Consider the following 15,360-nt stretch of genomic DNA (forward strand, 5'->3'; position numbering starts at 1 on the left):
GACACACTGGACGCCAGTGAAATATCACAATAATATTTGTCGAATATTTTACTGGGAGTCGAGTGATGCAGCAGGTGTCCTTCAATGTTGTAGATCGTTCCGGCGACAGTCGCGCCGATATCGTCGAAGTGAATCGTCTGACGATCGCCGGCTGGGCCGGGCGCGATCAGGCGGCGATCGAGCATCACATCGCAGAACTGGCCGAACTCGGTGTCAAGCGGCCGTCCACCACGCCCTGCTTCTACCGCCTCGGCGCCGAACTGCTGACGCAGGCCGAACAGATCGACGTAGTCGGCGTGAAGTCCAGCGGCGAAGCCGAGTGCGTACTGGTGCGTTCGCCGAAGGGGCTGCTGGTCACCGTCGGCTCCGACCATACCGACCGCGAAGTCGAGGCCTACGGCGTCACCGTATCCAAACAGGTCTGCCCGAAACCGGTCGCACGCGACGCCTGGCGCTTCGACGACGTATCCGGTCACTGGGACCAGCTTGAACTGCGTGCTTTCGCCGTGACCAACAACGGTGAACGGCGCGTCTATCAGCAGGGCACCGTCGCGTCGCTGCTACCGGCCGCCGATCTGCTGGAACGCGCGCCCGTCGCGGCTGGTGCAGCGATGTTCTGCGGCACGCTGGCGGTACAAGGCGGCATCGTCGGGATGGCCGACGGCGACGCGCTCGAACTCGAATTGCACGACCCCATCCTGAACCGCACGCTGCGCCACGCTTATCGCGTGCATGCGTTACCTATCGTCGAATGAGGCACCCATGAGCTCCCCTTCGCTATCCGCCGACACCGACGCCTCTTCCGACGCGTGGCTCGAAGCCGCCGCCCTGCGCAAGATCACCTGGCGTATCATGCCGTTCCTGTTTCTCGTCTACGTGTTGTCGTACCTGGATCGCGTCAACATCGGTTACGCGAAGCTGCAGTTCACCGGCGACCTCGGCCTGTCGAACGCGGCATACGGACTCGGCGCGGGGATCTTTTTCTTCGGCTATTTCGTGTTCGAAGTGCCGAGCAATCTGCTGCTGAAGAAGTTCGGCGCCCGCGCCACCATCGCCCGCATCACGATGCTGTGGGGCCTGCTGTCGTGTCTGATGATGTTCGTGCACTCGGAAACGATGTTCTACGTGCTGCGCTTTTTCCTCGGTGTCGCCGAGGCGGGTCTGGTTCCGGGCGTGGTGCTGTATCTGACCTTCTGGTTTCCGTCCGACCGGCGCGCGCGGATGGTCGCCGTCTTTATGGCGGCGATTCCGGTCGCGGGCATCATCGGTGCGCCGCTGTCGGGCTTCCTGATGTCGGCGCTGCATGAAGCGCACGGCTTGCGCGGCTGGCAGTGGATGTTCCTGATTGAAGGCATTCCGTCGATCCTCGCCGGCTTCTGGGCGTTGGCCGTGTTACGCAACACGCCCGCCGAAGCCGCCTGGCTCACCGACGACGAAAAGCGCGTGATCCTCAGCCGCCTCTCGCGAGAAAACACGGCGGCTGCGGCAGCGGGCGCCGAGCAGAGCCTGGCGGTCGCGTTGCGCTCAGGACGCTTCTGGCTGCTGACGCTGATCTACTTCTGTCTTGTCACCGGCAATGCCGGCTTCTCGTTCTGGCTGCCGCAGATCGTCAAGGACCTCGGCGTCACGAACCTCGTCACGAACGGCTTCGTCACGGCGATTCCCTACCTGGCTGCGGGTATCGGCATGATCCTGATCGGCCGCTCGTCGGATATCACAGGCGAACGGCGCTGGCACTACGCCGTATGCTGCTTCATCGGCGCGGCGGGGTTGCTCGGCAGCGCCTCGGTGACGAACTCGATTCCGCTCGCCGTCACCGGCTTGTCGATCGCCTATATCGGCATCCTGGCGGGCTTCGGGATCTTCTGGTCGATGTCCACGACCTTCCTGCAAGGCACCGCGGCCGTAGCCGGCATCGCCGTGATCAACTCGATTGCGAACCTGGCCGGCTATGTGAGCCCGTATGTGCTTGGCATCGTCAAGGACGCGACGCATAGCGTGACGTTCGGGCTGGTGCTGATCGCGGGGGCGTTGATCGTCGGCGGGTTGGTCACGTTGATGATGCCGCGCGTCAAAGTGCAGCACGCCGCGGCGGCGACGCCGAGCCGCGCCTGACGTGCCGTGGATGCTGCGAATGCCGTGGTTGCCGTGAATGCGGCAACGCGCGGACGGCGCCGGTGAGCAACCACCTATCAGGCGCCGCCCGCGCAAAACCTTGCTCTACAATGCGGACGACATCGCCCGCTTCCCTCTTCACATGACGCTTTTGCAGACTGCCCGCCCCTCCAGTGCCCCCCGCGAGACCGCCACGGCAAGCCTCGCTGAACAGGCTTATGCCTTCGTCAAGCGCGAGATCATCACAATGCGCTTGCGGCCGAGCGAGGTACTCAACGAAGCGGAATTGATGGTGCTGACCGGCATCGGCAGAACGCCGGTTCATCAGGCGTTGCACCGGCTGGTGCACGAAGGCATGCTCACCATCATGCCGAGAAAGGGCATCATGGTCCGGCCGGTTTCTCTCGACGATGTGCTGGCGATCATCGACGTGCGGCTCGTCAACGAAAGCTACTGCGTCGAACTGGCCGCGCGCCACGCGCAGCAGCACGATTTCGACGCGATGCAGGCCTTGCTCGACCGCTCGGAGATTTGCGTCGCCGCGCATGATATCGAGGGCATGATGGATATCGACCGCGAGTTTCATCTGGCGATTTCGGCGGCATCGCGCAACCCGGTGCTGGCCGACATCCTGCGTGGGCTGCACGAACGCTCGCTGCGCTTCTGGTTCATTTCGCTGTCCGAGCCGCATCATCTCGAAGACGTCCACGAAGAACATCTGGAACTGTTTCGCCTGCTGCGCGAACGCGATGGTGAAGGCGCCCGGCAATCGGTGCAAAAGCATATCGAAGCGTTTCGCGCGACGCTCTTCAACCGCATCTGAGCGAAGCTTACTGAACGCCTCTAATCGAACCTAGTAATCGACCTCAACCGCGACCTCAACCGGCTTCACCCGGTTCAACCGGAGTCTTCCCGACACCATGGCCACTGAATTCACGCCCTTCCCGCCGCTAGCCCAGCTTGCCGCCGACCTCGCCGCCGGCCGCACCACGAGCCGCGCGCTTGTTGAAACCGCGCTCGAACGGATCGCCGACCCGGCGGGTCAAGGCGCGGTCGCCTTCATGCACGTCGACGCCGACAGCGCCCGCGCCGCCGCCGATGCACACGACCGGCTGCGTGCCGCCGGCACCGTCCTCTCGCCGCTCGCCGGGATTCCGGTGTCGGTCAAAGACCTGTTCGATATCGAGGGCCAGCCGACGCGCGCCGGCTCCGTAGTGCTGGCCGACGCGCCCGCCGCCAAGGCGGACGCGGTCGCGGTCGCGCGCCTGAAACGGGCGGGCGCAGTGATCGTCGGGCGCACCAACATGAGCGAGTTTGCGTTTTCCGGACTCGGCTTGAACCCGCACTACGGCCATCCGCTGTCGCCCTATCAGCGCGGTGTAAAGGGCGACGAGCGGATTTCGGGCGGTTCGTCGTCGGGCGCGGCGGCGTCAGTCGCGGATGGCATGGCGGCCATCGCGCTCGGCACCGACACCGGTGGCTCGATCCGCATCCCGGCGGCCTTGTGCGGCCTGACCGGCTTCAAACCGACCGCGGACCGCATCCCGAAACAAGGCGGCGTGCCACTCTCTTCGACGCTCGACTCGTTCGGCCCGATCGGCGTCTCGGTAGCCTGCTGCGCGCTGGTCGACCGGATGCTGGCCGGACTGGAGCCGCGCATCCCGGCCTCCCGGCCGCTCGAAGGCGTGCGCCTCGGCGTATTGACCAACTTCGTGACGGACGGTGTCGAACCGGCGGTCGCCGCCGCGATCGACACGGCGCTCAAGCATCTGGAAGCGGCCGGCGCGATCGTCACCGAAGTGCGCTTCGCGCCGCTCGACCGCCTGCCTGAGATCAACCGCTTCGGCTTTTCGCCGATTGAAGCGTATGCGTGGCACCGTCCGCTGCTGGAGACGCACCGCGAGCAATACGATCCGCGCGTACTGGTGCGTATTCTGAAAGGCCAGCCGGCCAGCGCCGTCGACTATCTGGACCTGCTCGCCGAACGCCAGGCCATGCTCGACGAAGCCGCGCGCACGCTGTGGCAGCGTTTCGACGCGGTCGTCTCGCCGACGGTACCGGTGCTGCCGCCGCGCGTGGCCGATCTGATCCACGACGACGACGCATTTGGCCGCACCAACGCACTGATCCTGCGCAACCCGAGCGTGTTCAACTTCCTCGATGCCTGCGCGCTGTCGCTGCCCTGTCATTTGCGCGGCGACGCGCCAGTCGGCCTGATGCTGGCAGGCGCGCCGCACGCCGACGACGCCTTGCTGGCAATCGGCCGCGGCGCCGAAGCGGTGCTCAAGGCGATTCGCTAAGCAGGAACTGGGGCAGGCGCTGAGCGGGATTGCACCTTAAATCCGCGATAAGCGTTTGGGCAGGGGTTCGCGCTAGAATCGCGAGCACCCGCCCTTTCCGTTTCAAGACAGCCACACGACCCATGAATAACGACAATGCGATGCTGCGCCGCGAGCGCTCCCTGCTGGTTCTGCTTGGTCTGATCTGCCTCGGCCTCGTCGCCGGCGCACTGTATATGCAATACGGCTTGCATGAAGACCCGTGCCCACTGTGCATCATCCAGCGCTATTTCTTCCTGCTGATCGCGATTTTTGCGTTCCTCGGTGCCCGTTTCAACAGCTGGCGCGGCGTGCGGCTGCTGGAAGTGCTGGCGGCCCTGTCAGCCTTGGGCGGCATCGTAACCGCCGCGCGGCACGTGTATGTTCAGGCGAATCCGGGGTTCAGCTGCGGTTTCGACGCGCTGCAACCGGTGGTCGACAGCTTGCCGCCCGCGCACTGGCTGCCGGGCGTCTTCAAGGTCGCCGGCCTCTGCGAAACCGCCTATCCGCCCATTCTGGGCCTGTCGCTGCCCACCTGGTCATTGCTGGCTTTCGGGGTGGCTTTCGTGCCGCTGGTGCGGAGCCTGGCCAGGAATCGCCGCCGGTTCGCCTGATCAAGCTGTTCCGATTGACGTAACTGGCTTCGCGCCGGCCTTTCCACCGTCTTTTACGGCGGCTCGAAGGCCGGCGTTTTCATATCGGCTCCGGCCCCGTGGATCGGCTACGCCATCCCTCAGGGGCCGCCTAATTCCCCCGCTCTGCCCCGCCCCGTCTGGTTTTCCCCAATCCGCCCCTTCTTACGCAACTTCCCGCCTTAGCGCGAATCGTACTTATCTCATGACCGCGTCCGAATAAGCTTCATGCGATATGGGAAATATTTTTGGGACGAGGTAGTGCTATCTTCGAACCTGGATGGCGATCTACGTGCGCGAGGCCGGCTTTGGCGCGACCCCATGCGTAACGCGCGCCCGGTCCGCACTGTCTTTCGGATTCGCCATGACAACGCAAACCATCCGCTTTTATCACCAGGGGTCCGTCCGTGAGGTCGCGGGCGTCCCAGCGTCGCGCACCGTGCTCCAGCACCTGCGCGAGGATTTGCATTGCACGGGCACCAAGGAAGGCTGCGCGGAAGGCGACTGCGGCGCCTGCACGGTCGTCATCGGCGAACTGGATGCGCAAGGCGCCCTTTCACTGAAAGCGGTCAACGCCTGTATTCAGTTCCTGCCGACGCTGGACGGCAAAGCCCTCTTCACCGTCGAAGACCTGCGCGCCGCTGACGGCGCCTTGCACCCCGTCCAACAGGCCATGGTCGATTGCCACGGCTCGCAGTGCGGTTTCTGCACCCCCGGCTTCGTGATGTCGATGTGGGCGTTGTACGAAAACCAGCCAGCCGCCGCCGGCCTGCCCACCCGCGATGAAATCAACGCCGCGCTGTCGGGCAATCTGTGCCGCTGCACCGGCTACCGGCCGATCGTCGACGCATCGCAGAAGATGTTCGACTACCCGCAATATCCTCGCGTGACGCTGGACCGCAAGGCGGTCGCCGACAAGCTGCGTGAGATTCAACGCCGCGACACCTTCGAATACAACGCGCCCGATACGCGCGGCGTCGAATTCGGCTCGCCCACCTTCCATGCACCGGTCACGCTCGATGCATTCGCCAAATTGCGCGCCGAGAATCCGCAGGCACGCCTGCTGGCCGGCAGCACCGACGTCGGCCTGTGGGTCACGAAGCAGTTCCGCGATCTCGGCGACATCCTGTATATCGGCAATGTCGCCGAATTGAAGACAATCGAGCGCGATGCGCAGACGCTGACAATCGGCGCCGCCGTCACGCTCGAAGACGCCTACGCGGCGCTCGCCGTCGATTACCCTGAACTGGCCGAACTGTGGACGCGTTTCGCGTCGCTACCGATCCGCAATGCCGGCACGCTCGGCGGCAACGTCGCGAACGGCTCGCCGATCGGCGATTCGATGCCCGCGCTGCTCGCGCTCGGCGCCGAAGTCGTGCTGCGCCACGGCGCGAAAACCCGCACCCTGACGCTCGATGTGTTCTACCTCGGCTATCAGAAGACCGCGCTCGCGCCTGGCGAATTTGTCGCGGCGCTACGCGTGCCGCGTCAGGCGCGCGATCTGCGGTTCCGTACGTATAAAGTGTCGAAGCGTTACGATCAGGACATCTCCGCAGTGTGCGCCGCATTCGCGCTGCACATCGACGAAAACGGCACGATCACGGACGCCCGCATCGCGTTCGGCGGCATGGCCGCCACGCCGAAACGCGCGGCGCAAACCGAGGCCGTGCTGAACGGCGCAACATGGAACGAAAGCACCGCGCGGCAAGCGATGAACGCACTCGTCGCCGATTACCAGCCGCTCACCGACATGCGCGCCTCGAGCGCCTATCGACTGAAGGTGGCGCGCAACCTGCTGTGGCGCTTCCACCTCGAAACGCGCAATGACGCGCCGCTCGCCCTCTTCGACGTGAATGCGTTCGCGTTCGAAAACGGCGTGCCGGACGCGCCCGTTGCGAAGGAGTCGTCGTGATGAACCGGACTGATGCTTTCGTCGAACATTCTGAAAAACACGCCGCTGTTCAGGAAAGCGAGGCGGCGATCGGCGTGTCGTTACCGCATGAATCGGCCGCGCTGCATGTGAGCGGCGAAGCCACCTACACCGACGACGTCCCCGAATTGCAAGGCACGCTGCACGCGGCGCTTGGCTTGTCGCGGCATGCGCACGCACGGATCGTGTCGCTCGACCTGGACGCGGTGAGAAAAGCCCCCGGCGTGATCGCGGTGCTCACCGCTGAAGACATCCCCGGCGAGAACAACTGCGGCCCGGTGCTGCACGACGATCCCATTCTCGCTGTGGACGAAGTGCTGTATCTCGGCCAGCCGGTGTTCGCGGTGATTGCCGAAAGTCATGAACTCGCGCGCCGCGCCGCTGCGCTGGCGAAAAGCGATGACGTCGTGCGATATGAACCGCTCGAAGTCATCCTCACGCCTGCCGAAGCGAAGGCAAATAAGCAATTCGTCCTGCCGCCGCTGCATCTGAAGCGCGGTGACCCCGATGCGAAAATCGCCGCCGCGCCGCATAAAATCCGCGGTACGTTCGAAGTCGGCGGCCAGGAACAGTTTTATCTCGAAGGCCAGATCGCGTACGCCGTGCCGAAGGAAATGGACGGCATGCTCGTCTACAGTTCGACACAGCATCCGAGCGAAATGCAGCAGGTTGTCGCGCATATGCTCGGTTGGCCGGCGCATAACGTCGTGTGCGAATGCCGGCGGATGGGTGGCGGCTTCGGCGGTAAGGAATCGCAATCGGCGGTATTCGCGTGCGTGGCATCGTTGGCGGCGAAGCTGCTGCGCCGGCCGGTCAAACTGCGTGCAGACCGCGACGACGATTTCATGATCACCGGCAAGCGCCACGACGCGGTCTACGAATACGAAGCGGGCTTTGACGATAGCGGCCGCATTCTCGGCGCGCGCGTCGAAATTGCCTTGAAAGCCGGCTATTCCGCCGACTTGTCCGGTGCGGTCGCGACACGTGCGGTCTGTCACTTCGACAACGCGTACTACCTGTCCGACGTCGACATCGTTGCGCTGTGCTGCAAGACCAATACACAGTCGAACACCGCGTTTCGCGGCTTCGGCGGCCCGCAAGGCGCGCTGGTGACGGAAGTGATGCTCGACAGCATCGCGCGTCAATTGCACTGCGATCCGCTCGATGTGCGCCTCGCCAACTACTACGGTATCGGCGAACGCGACACGACACCGTACGGACAACGCGTCGAAGACAACATCATCGCACCGCTGACCGACGAGTTACTTGAAACCAGCGACTACCGTGCGCGCCGCGAAGCAATCGCCGCGTTCAACGCAAAAAGTCCAGTGCTCAAACGCGGCCTCGCGTTCTCGCCGGTGAAGTTCGGCATCTCGTTCAACGTGCCGTTTCTGAATCAGGCCGGCGCACTGGTGCATGTGTACAAAGACGGTTCGGTACTCGTCAATCACGGCGGCACCGAAATGGGACAGGGGCTGAATACGAAGGTCGCGCAAGTCGTCGCGAACCAGCTCGGCTTGCCGCTTTCGCGCGTACGCGTAACGGCGACCGATACGTCGAAGATCGCCAACACCTCGGCGACCGCCGCTTCCACGGGCAGCGACCTGAACGGCAAAGCCGCCGAAGCCGCTGCCCGTACCATTCGCGACAGGCTCGCCAAACTCGCGGCGAAGCAACTCGGCGGCACCGCCGATGCGGTTGAATTCGCCAACAGTGAAGTGTCGGTGAACGGCGGCGCGATGCCGTTCGAGCAACTGGTCGCCGCAGCGTATCTGGCGCGTGTGCAATTGTGGTCGGACGGGTTCTATACGACGCCGAAAGTGCACTGGGATGCGAAAACGCTGACCGGTCACCCGTTTTATTACTTTGCGTACGGCGCGGCGGTGTCGGAAGTGGTGATCGACACGCTGACCGGCGAATGGAAACTGGTGCGCGCGGATGTACTGCACGACGCCGGCCAGTCGATCAATCCGGCGATCGATATCGGCCAGGTGGAAGGTGGATTCATTCAAGGCATGGGCTGGCTCACCACAGAAGAATTGTGGTGGAACCGCGATGGCCGCCTGATGACGCACGCGCCGTCGACGTACAAGATTCCCGCAGTCAGCGATACCCCTGCGGCGTTCCACGTGCAGCTTTATCAGAATCAGAACGCCGAGCCGACCGTGTTCCATTCGAAGGCCGTCGGTGAGCCGCCTCTGCTGCTGCCGTTCTCGGTGTTTCTCGCCATTCGTGACGCGGTAGCGGCGGCGGTGCCGGACGCGGAAAATGCGCCACAGTTGCGCGCGCCGGCGACGCCCGAAGCGATTCTCGATGCACTGGACGCGTTGCAAGCGCTTGGGACGGCGATGCAAACCGCGACAGGAGAACCGGCGGAACAACCGGCGGAAGCGGCAATCACGGCGACCACCGCAACCACGCCGGTTTAGCAACCTGACGAAACGTTAAGCAACTTAAAACCAGGGCCCGGCGCGACACGAACGCGTCCCGCCACAGTCAACCGGCCGCACGGACACCCCGCGCGGCCACGTATGGAGAACCGCCGGATGCAAGCCTGGCTACCTGACCTGCAACACCTGCTCGCGCACGGCGACGCCGCCGTGCTGGTGACGGTCGCGCGCGTCGAAGGTTCGGCGCCCCGCGAAGCCGGCACCAAGATGATCGTCACGCGCGATTCGGCCAAGCATACGATTGGCGGCGGACATCTCGAATGGAAAGCCATCGAGACTGCACGCCAGGTGCTGCGCGACGGCATGCGCTCGCCGCATATGCGCCGCCTCGAACGCTTCGCGCTGGGTCCGAGCCTCGGCCAATGCTGCGGCGGCGCCGTGATTCTCGCCTTTGAGCGCCTCGACATCGGCGACCTCGGCTGGATCACCTCGCTTGCGAAGCGCGTGGTGGCGGGCCAATCGACGGTGCGTAGCGTATCATTCGGCCCCGCACCGGATGCGGTGATGCTGTCCGACCCCGAACCGGGTGTCGATGCCGCCGACTGCCTGCTGTGGGACGGCGCCGGCTTCGACGACAGCGGCGCGCTGCTCACCGAGACCATCGCGCCAGGCGACTTCCAGGTCGTGCTGTTCGGCGCCGGTCACGTGGGCGCCGCGCTGGTTCGCGTGCTCGCCACGCTGCCCTGCATCGTTCGCTGGGTCGACGAACGCGACGCGCAGTTTCCGCCCGCGGAAACGCTGCATGCACCGAACGTGACGATCGATCCGAACGACGCGCCCGACGAAGCCATCGACCAGGCCGCGCCACACACGTACTTCATCGTGATGACGCACAACCATGCGCTCGATCTCGAGTTGGCCGAACGCATTCTGCGGCGCGGCGATTTCGCGTTCTTCGGCATGATCGGCTCGCACAGCAAGCGCAAGCAGTTCGAACATCGGCTGGCCGCGCGCGGCATCGATCCGTCGCAGATCGCACGGATGAAGTGCCCGCTCGGCGTTGACGGCATTGTCGACAAGTCGCCGGAGATCATCGCGATCTCGGCGGCCGCCCAGGTGTTGCAGGCAGTGGAGGCGAATGCGGGCGCGCATGCGGCGCAGACGGTCTGATTTGCCGCACAATCGACCCTGCTGCCCCAAAGCGATTGCATTCTGCCCTGCATCCCGCATCCGGCGCGAACCGACTCCAACGAACTGCTGACCGACCATGAATACAACAACCGCTACCCCACTCATCGAGAAAACCGCTCGCGCGCCGAAGGCCGAGTTGCACATTCATATTGAAGGCTCGCTCGAACCCGAGCTGATCTTCGCGCTCGCCGAACGCAACGGCATCAAGCTCGCGTACGACTCGATCGACGCGCTGCGCGCCGCGTACGCGTTCACCGATCTGCAATCGTTCCTCGACATTTACTACGCCGGCGCGAGCGTGCTTCTGCACGAGCAGGACTTCTACGACATGACGATGGCGTATGTCGAACGCTGCCTCGCCGATAACGTGATTCACAGCGAAATCTTCTTCGACCCGCAAACGCATACGGAGCGTGGCGTGCCGATCGCAACCGTCGTCGCAGGCATTGATCGTGCGCTCGCCGATGCGGAAAAGCGCGGCATGTCGAGCAAGCTGATTCTGTGTTTCCTGCGCCATCTGTCTGAAGAAGATGCGCTCGCCACATTTGAAGAGGCGCTGCCGCTGTTCGAGCAATACAAGCATCGCCTGATCGGCGTGGGTCTCGATTCGTCCGAACGCGGCCACCCGCCATCGAAGTTCGAACGCGTATTCGCCCAAGCACGTGCACTCGGCCTGAAGCTGGTCGCGCATGCGGGCGAAGAAGGTCCGCCGTCGTATATCTACGAAGCGCTCGATCTGCTGAAAGTGGACCGCGTCGACCACGGCGTGCGCAGCATCGAAGATCCGGCACTCGTCACGCGCCTCGCCGATACGCGCGTCGCGCTGACCGTGTGCCCGCTGTCGAACCTCAAGCTCTGCGTGTTCGACGACATGACCAAGCACACGCTGAAGGATCTGCTCGATCGGGGCGTCGCCGTCACGGTGAATTCCGACGATCCGGCTTACTTCGGCGGTTACGTGAACGCCAACTATTTCGCCACCATCGACGCGTTGAAGCTCAACGATGCCGAGGTCTACACGATCATCCGCAACAGCTTCGAAGCGTCGTTCGTCACGCCCGAGGAACGCAGCGAACTGATCGCGAAGCTCGACGCGCACTGGCACCCAAGCGGCCCGCATTGACGGGCCAATGAATAGCAGCCGGCGGCGGCACGGGTTCGTTTCAGACCTGAAATAAAGCCGCCGTCTGCGCTGTTTAGCTCCTCACAAATACGGAGACGGTTTTTCATGACTCAACCGACACAATCAGCATTCCGCGCACAACTGCTGACCTTCAACGGCGATCCTGCGCAATCGCCCAACGCGGCAGTCTTCAATGAGGACGGCTTGCTGATCGTCGAAGACGGCCATGTCGTGGCAGCGGGCCCGTATGCCGCGCTCGCGTCGCAACTCGCGCCGGGCACCCAGGTGCAGGAAATGCGCGACAAGCTGATCGTGCCGGGTTTTATCGATACACACATTCACTACCCGCAGACCGACATGATCGCCTCGCCGGCGCCGGGTCTGCTGCCGTGGCTCGACACGTACACGTTCCCGACCGAGCGCCGCTTCACCGATCCGGCCTATGCGCGCGATACGGCGAGCTTCTTCGTCGAAGAACTGCTGGCCTGCGGCACGACCACCGCGCTCGTGTATTGCACGGTTCACAAGGAATCGGCCGACGCCCTCTTCACCGAAAGCGAAGCACGCAATCTGCGCATGGTGGCGGGCAAGGTGCTGATGGACCGCAACTGCCCCGAGTTCCTGCGCGACACCGCGCAATCGGGTTATGACGACAGCGCCGAGTTGATCGGCCGCTGGCACAACCGTGGCCGCCAGATGTACGCGCTCACGCCGCGTTTCGCGCCGACCTCGACCGAAGCGCAACTCGAAGCGTGCGGCGTGCTGGCCGGCAAGCATCCGGACATCTTCATCCAGAGCCACGTTGCCGAAAATACCGACGAAGTGAAATGGGTCGCCGATCTGTTCCCCGGCCACCGCAGCTATCTGGACATTTACGATCATTACGGCCTGCTGCGCCGCCGCGCCGTGTACGGCCATTGCATCTACCTTGATGAGGAAGACCGCAAGCGCATGGCGCAAACCGGCACGGTCGCCTCGCACTGCCCGACTTCGAACCTGTTCCTCGGCAGCGGCCTGTTCGACTTCGACAAGGCCGACGAAGCCGGCATGCCGATCGCGCTGGCGACAGACGTCGGCGGCGGCACCTCGTTCTCGATGCTGCAAACGATGAACGAAGCGCACAAGGTCGCGCGTCTGACGGGCCATCATCTGACGGCCACGCGGATGTTCTATCTGGCCACTGCGGGTGCGGCCGAAGCACTCGATCTGGCCGACAAGGTCGGCACGTTGAAGCCGAAGTCGGAAGCCGACTTTGTCGTGCTCGATCCGCAGGCCACGCCGCTGCTCGCGCGCCGTACCGCACGCACCGAATCGCTCGAAGAACTGCTGTTCGCGTTCGCGCTGCTCGGCGACGACCGCGCGATCTACGAAACGTATGCCGCGGGCAAGCGCGTGCATCGTCGCGACGACGTGCGTCAGCATGCGCCGCGTGTCGCGAAAATCGCTGCTTGACTGGATGCCTGGGCTAATAACGCCTGATCCGATTCAAGCGGTCGAATAAAAAACGGCGCTTCCTCCAGGAAGCGCCGTTTTTATTTACTCGTGCCGTGCGGCTCGATCACTGGTGCGTGCACACTTCGTGCAAGGCATTCAGACGGCGCACCGGATCGGCGACATACGGATTCGATTCATCCCACGCGTAACCCGCCAGCACCGCGCTGATCATGCGGCGGATCGGCGGCGTCTGGTGCGGATAGAAAATGATGTCCTGCAACTCGCCCGTGTACCAGCGCTCGACAAAGGCGCGGAACGTGTCGATCCCCCTGCGCAACGGCACGTCGTAAGCGGCCGACCAGTCGACCTGTTCGCCATCCAGTTGCCGGTTCAACGTCTGCACCGCGAGATGCGCGGAACGCAATGCAATCGTCACGCCGGACGAGAACACCGGATCGAGAAACTCGCCTGCATTGCCGAGCAACGCATAGCCCGGCCCATGCAAGCGCTCGACATTCGCCGAGTAGCCGCCGATGTGACGCACCGGCATCAGAAACGGCGCATGACCGATCAACGGCCCGAGTGTCGGTTCCTGCTGGATCAGCTCGCGCAGTTTCGCGTCGCGCGCGGCTTCCGGTACATCGAGGAAACTGGCCTCGGCCACGCACCCGACCGACGAACGGCCGCCCGCCAGCGGAATCATCCAGAACCACACATCGCGGCGCTCCGGGTGCGTCGCCACGCAGATCTTGTTGCGGTCGGTCGCGCCGGCCGGAATGCCGTCCTGCACATGCGAGAAGATCGCGGCACGTGTCGGCATGCGCGTGGGGGCTTCGAGATTCAGCAAGCGCGGCAGCACGCGACCGAAACCGCTCGCGTCGAACACGAAATGCGCCTCGACTTCATAGGCGTTGTCCGCTTCGTCGATCACGTCGAGCACTGGCTTGCTGTCTTTCCCGGCAGTTTGCATCGCGCGGACCGTATGACCGAAGCGCACCTCGGCGCCCTGCTCTGCTGCGCAACGAATCAGAATATCGTCGAACACCGCGCGCTCGACCTGGTACGTGGTGCCCCACCCCGGCGAATGCTTGTCGCGGAAGTCGAACGCCGACGACTGGCCACGGTAAACGAAATGCGCGCCGTTCTTGTACTGGAAACCGGCTTCGACTACCGCCTGCAGCATGCCGGCCTCTTCGAGGTAGGCCATGCTTTGCGGCAGCAGACTCTCGCCGATCGAGAAGCGTGGAAAATGCTGACGCTCCAGTACCAGCACGGATCGGCCTGCTTTGCGCAATAGCGCCGCCGCGACGGCGCCTGCCGGACCTGCACCGATGATCGCTACGTCGACGGTCATGCGCTTTGACAGATTTGTACTCAAGGTTGCCTCAATCGTTTGCTTGCCCGGAAACAGCGTTACGCTGCGTCCTTACTTCTCGTTACAATTACGCGTCACAGCAAGAACAATATTCCTTCGGGGAGCCCAGCGTGTCGCCATCCGAAACATCCAGTGTGCCTTTCGTGCCGGAAACGGCCTTCGGGATCTGGTTCCTGCGCACCTATACGTGGGAACATCATGTACTGCGGGTCGCGATCAACGACCTCAAACGCCTGATCGACGCGCCCTTGCCTGCCGCACCTGTCATCGTCGACGTCGGCTGCGGGCAAGGCATCTCGTTCCACCTGCTCGCCGAGGCGTTCAAGCCGCGCCGCATTGTCGGTGTCGATTTTCACGAACCGTCGCTGACGCTGGCCGCCAATGCAGCCCGCGTGTGCCGCGACAAATTCGCCGATATCGAGGTACTGCACGGCGACTGCGCGCAATTGCCACTGCCCGACGCCAGCGCCGACATCGTGTTCTGCCATCAAACCTTCCACCATCTCGTCGAGCAGGACCGCGCGCTCGCCGAATTCCACCGCGTGCTCAAACCGGGCGGCATCCTGCTGTTCGCCGAATCCACCGACGCGTACATCAAATCGTGGGTCATTCGACTGCTGTTCCGCCATCCCATGCACGTGCAGAAAAGCGCTGACGGCTACCTCGACATGATCCGCCGCGGCGGCTTCCGCTTCGATCAGCGCAACGTCTCGCTGCCGTATCTCTGGTGGAGCCGCGCGAAAGACTTCGGCCTGCTCGAGCGCCTCGGCCTGTACCGTCCGCAGCCTGGCAAGCGTCGTGAGACGCTGGTCAATGTCGCGGCGATCAAGGCAGATTGAATCTCGTCAAGGC

At 63.7% G+C, this 15,360-nt stretch carries 12 protein-coding genes; 11 read left to right on the forward strand and 1 reads right to left on the reverse strand.

The genetic code is table 11. From position 1 onward, the window contains the following. Window positions 1–65 precede the first annotated feature (65 nt). The 10 genes from KHO31_RS04365 (at window position 66) to guaD (ending at window position 13,151) form a co-directional block, all read left to right on the forward strand. Entirely contained in the window at window positions 66–755 is a 690-nt protein-coding gene (locus KHO31_RS04365) for a DUF2848 domain-containing protein (RefSeq protein WP_201070423.1), read from the forward strand. Between the two features lie 7 nt (window positions 756–762). After that, window positions 763–2,115, forward strand: coding sequence for an MFS transporter (locus KHO31_RS04370; protein WP_201107683.1), 1,353 nt, complete (start codon window positions 763–765; stop codon window positions 2,113–2,115). Window positions 2,116–2,257: 142 nt separating this feature from the next. Then, a complete protein-coding gene (locus KHO31_RS04375) occupies window positions 2,258–2,938 on the forward strand; it encodes a GntR family transcriptional regulator (protein WP_201071109.1) in 681 nt (226 codons plus the stop codon). 97 nt (window positions 2,939–3,035) lie between these two features. Continuing rightward, window positions 3,036–4,415: an amidase gene (locus tag KHO31_RS04380; RefSeq protein ID WP_201070427.1), complete on the forward strand. Its 1,380-nt coding sequence runs from the start codon at window positions 3,036–3,038 to the stop codon at window positions 4,413–4,415. Between the two features lie 122 nt (window positions 4,416–4,537). Next, the gene (locus KHO31_RS04385; RefSeq protein ID WP_201107685.1) at window positions 4,538–5,047 is read left to right on the forward strand and encodes a disulfide bond formation protein B; all 510 of its coding nucleotides are present in this window, start codon (window positions 4,538–4,540) and stop codon (window positions 5,045–5,047) included. A 382-nt stretch (window positions 5,048–5,429) separates the two neighbouring features. Beyond that, window positions 5,430–6,977: a xanthine dehydrogenase small subunit gene (xdhA, locus tag KHO31_RS04390; protein WP_201070431.1), complete on the forward strand. Its 1,548-nt coding sequence runs from the start codon at window positions 5,430–5,432 to the stop codon at window positions 6,975–6,977. Further along, on the forward strand, window positions 6,977–9,424 hold the full coding sequence (xdhB, locus tag KHO31_RS04395; RefSeq protein WP_211622807.1) for a xanthine dehydrogenase molybdopterin binding subunit: 2,448 nt from the start codon (window positions 6,977–6,979) through the stop codon (window positions 9,422–9,424). Before xdhA ends, xdhB begins: the two co-directional genes overlap by 1 nt. 117 nt (window positions 9,425–9,541) lie before the next feature. Beyond that, window positions 9,542–10,555, forward strand: a complete 1,014-nt coding sequence (gene xdhC / locus KHO31_RS04400; RefSeq protein WP_201070437.1) for a xanthine dehydrogenase accessory protein XdhC — start codon at window positions 9,542–9,544, stop codon at window positions 10,553–10,555. Between the two features lie 97 nt (window positions 10,556–10,652). Then, window positions 10,653–11,699 (forward strand): adenosine deaminase, encoded by a 1,047-nt coding sequence (locus tag KHO31_RS04405; RefSeq protein ID WP_201070440.1) that lies wholly within the window; start codon window positions 10,653–10,655, stop codon window positions 11,697–11,699. Between the two features lie 105 nt (window positions 11,700–11,804). Beyond that, window positions 11,805–13,151 carry a guanine deaminase gene (gene guaD, locus KHO31_RS04410; protein WP_201070442.1) on the forward strand — a complete coding sequence of 449 codons (1,347 nt, stop codon included), beginning with the start codon at window positions 11,805–11,807 and terminating at the stop codon, window positions 13,149–13,151. 106 nt (window positions 13,152–13,257) lie between these two features. Here guaD and KHO31_RS04415 read toward each other — a convergent pair whose 3' ends face one another. Beyond that, window positions 13,258–14,487: an NAD(P)/FAD-dependent oxidoreductase gene (locus tag KHO31_RS04415; protein WP_407945920.1), complete on the reverse strand. Its 1,230-nt coding sequence runs from the start codon at window positions 14,485–14,487 to the stop codon at window positions 13,258–13,260. 131 nt (window positions 14,488–14,618) lie between these two features. Here KHO31_RS04415 and KHO31_RS04420 point away from each other — a divergent pair, with 131 nt between their 5' ends. Then, window positions 14,619–15,347 carry a class I SAM-dependent methyltransferase gene (locus tag KHO31_RS04420; RefSeq protein ID WP_201070446.1) on the forward strand — a complete coding sequence of 243 codons (729 nt, stop codon included), beginning with the start codon at window positions 14,619–14,621 and terminating at the stop codon, window positions 15,345–15,347. The last annotated feature ends 13 nt before the right edge of the window (window positions 15,348–15,360 follow it).

Source organism: Paraburkholderia domus (assembly GCF_905220705.1).
GTDB lineage: Bacteria > Pseudomonadota > Gammaproteobacteria > Burkholderiales > Burkholderiaceae > Paraburkholderia > Paraburkholderia domus.

What these genes read in the sequence shown, in the direction of transcription:
- KHO31_RS04405 (WP_201070440.1), top strand. Translation starts at nt 10,653, where the DNA reads ATGAATACAACAACCGCTACCCCACTCATCGAGAAAACCGCTCGCGCG.
- guaD (WP_201070442.1), top strand. Translation starts at nt 11,805, where the DNA reads ATGACTCAACCGACACAATCAGCATTCCGCGCACAACTGCTGACCTTC.
- KHO31_RS04375 (WP_201071109.1), top strand. Translation starts at nt 2,258, where the DNA reads ATGACGCTTTTGCAGACTGCCCGCCCCTCCAGTGCCCCCCGCGAGACC.
- KHO31_RS04365 (WP_201070423.1), top strand. Translation starts at nt 66, where the DNA reads ATGCAGCAGGTGTCCTTCAATGTTGTAGATCGTTCCGGCGACAGTCGC.
- xdhB (WP_211622807.1), top strand. Translation starts at nt 6,977, where the DNA reads ATGAACCGGACTGATGCTTTCGTCGAACATTCTGAAAAACACGCCGCT.
- KHO31_RS04370 (WP_201107683.1), top strand. Translation starts at nt 763, where the DNA reads ATGAGCTCCCCTTCGCTATCCGCCGACACCGACGCCTCTTCCGACGCG.
- KHO31_RS04415 (WP_407945920.1), bottom strand. Translation starts at nt 14,487, where the DNA reads ATGACCGTCGACGTAGCGATCATCGGTGCAGGTCCGGCAGGCGCCGTC.
- xdhC (WP_201070437.1), top strand. Translation starts at nt 9,542, where the DNA reads ATGCAAGCCTGGCTACCTGACCTGCAACACCTGCTCGCGCACGGCGAC.
- KHO31_RS04385 (WP_201107685.1), top strand. Translation starts at nt 4,538, where the DNA reads ATGAATAACGACAATGCGATGCTGCGCCGCGAGCGCTCCCTGCTGGTT.
- xdhA (WP_201070431.1), top strand. Translation starts at nt 5,430, where the DNA reads ATGACAACGCAAACCATCCGCTTTTATCACCAGGGGTCCGTCCGTGAG.
- KHO31_RS04380 (WP_201070427.1), top strand. Translation starts at nt 3,036, where the DNA reads ATGGCCACTGAATTCACGCCCTTCCCGCCGCTAGCCCAGCTTGCCGCC.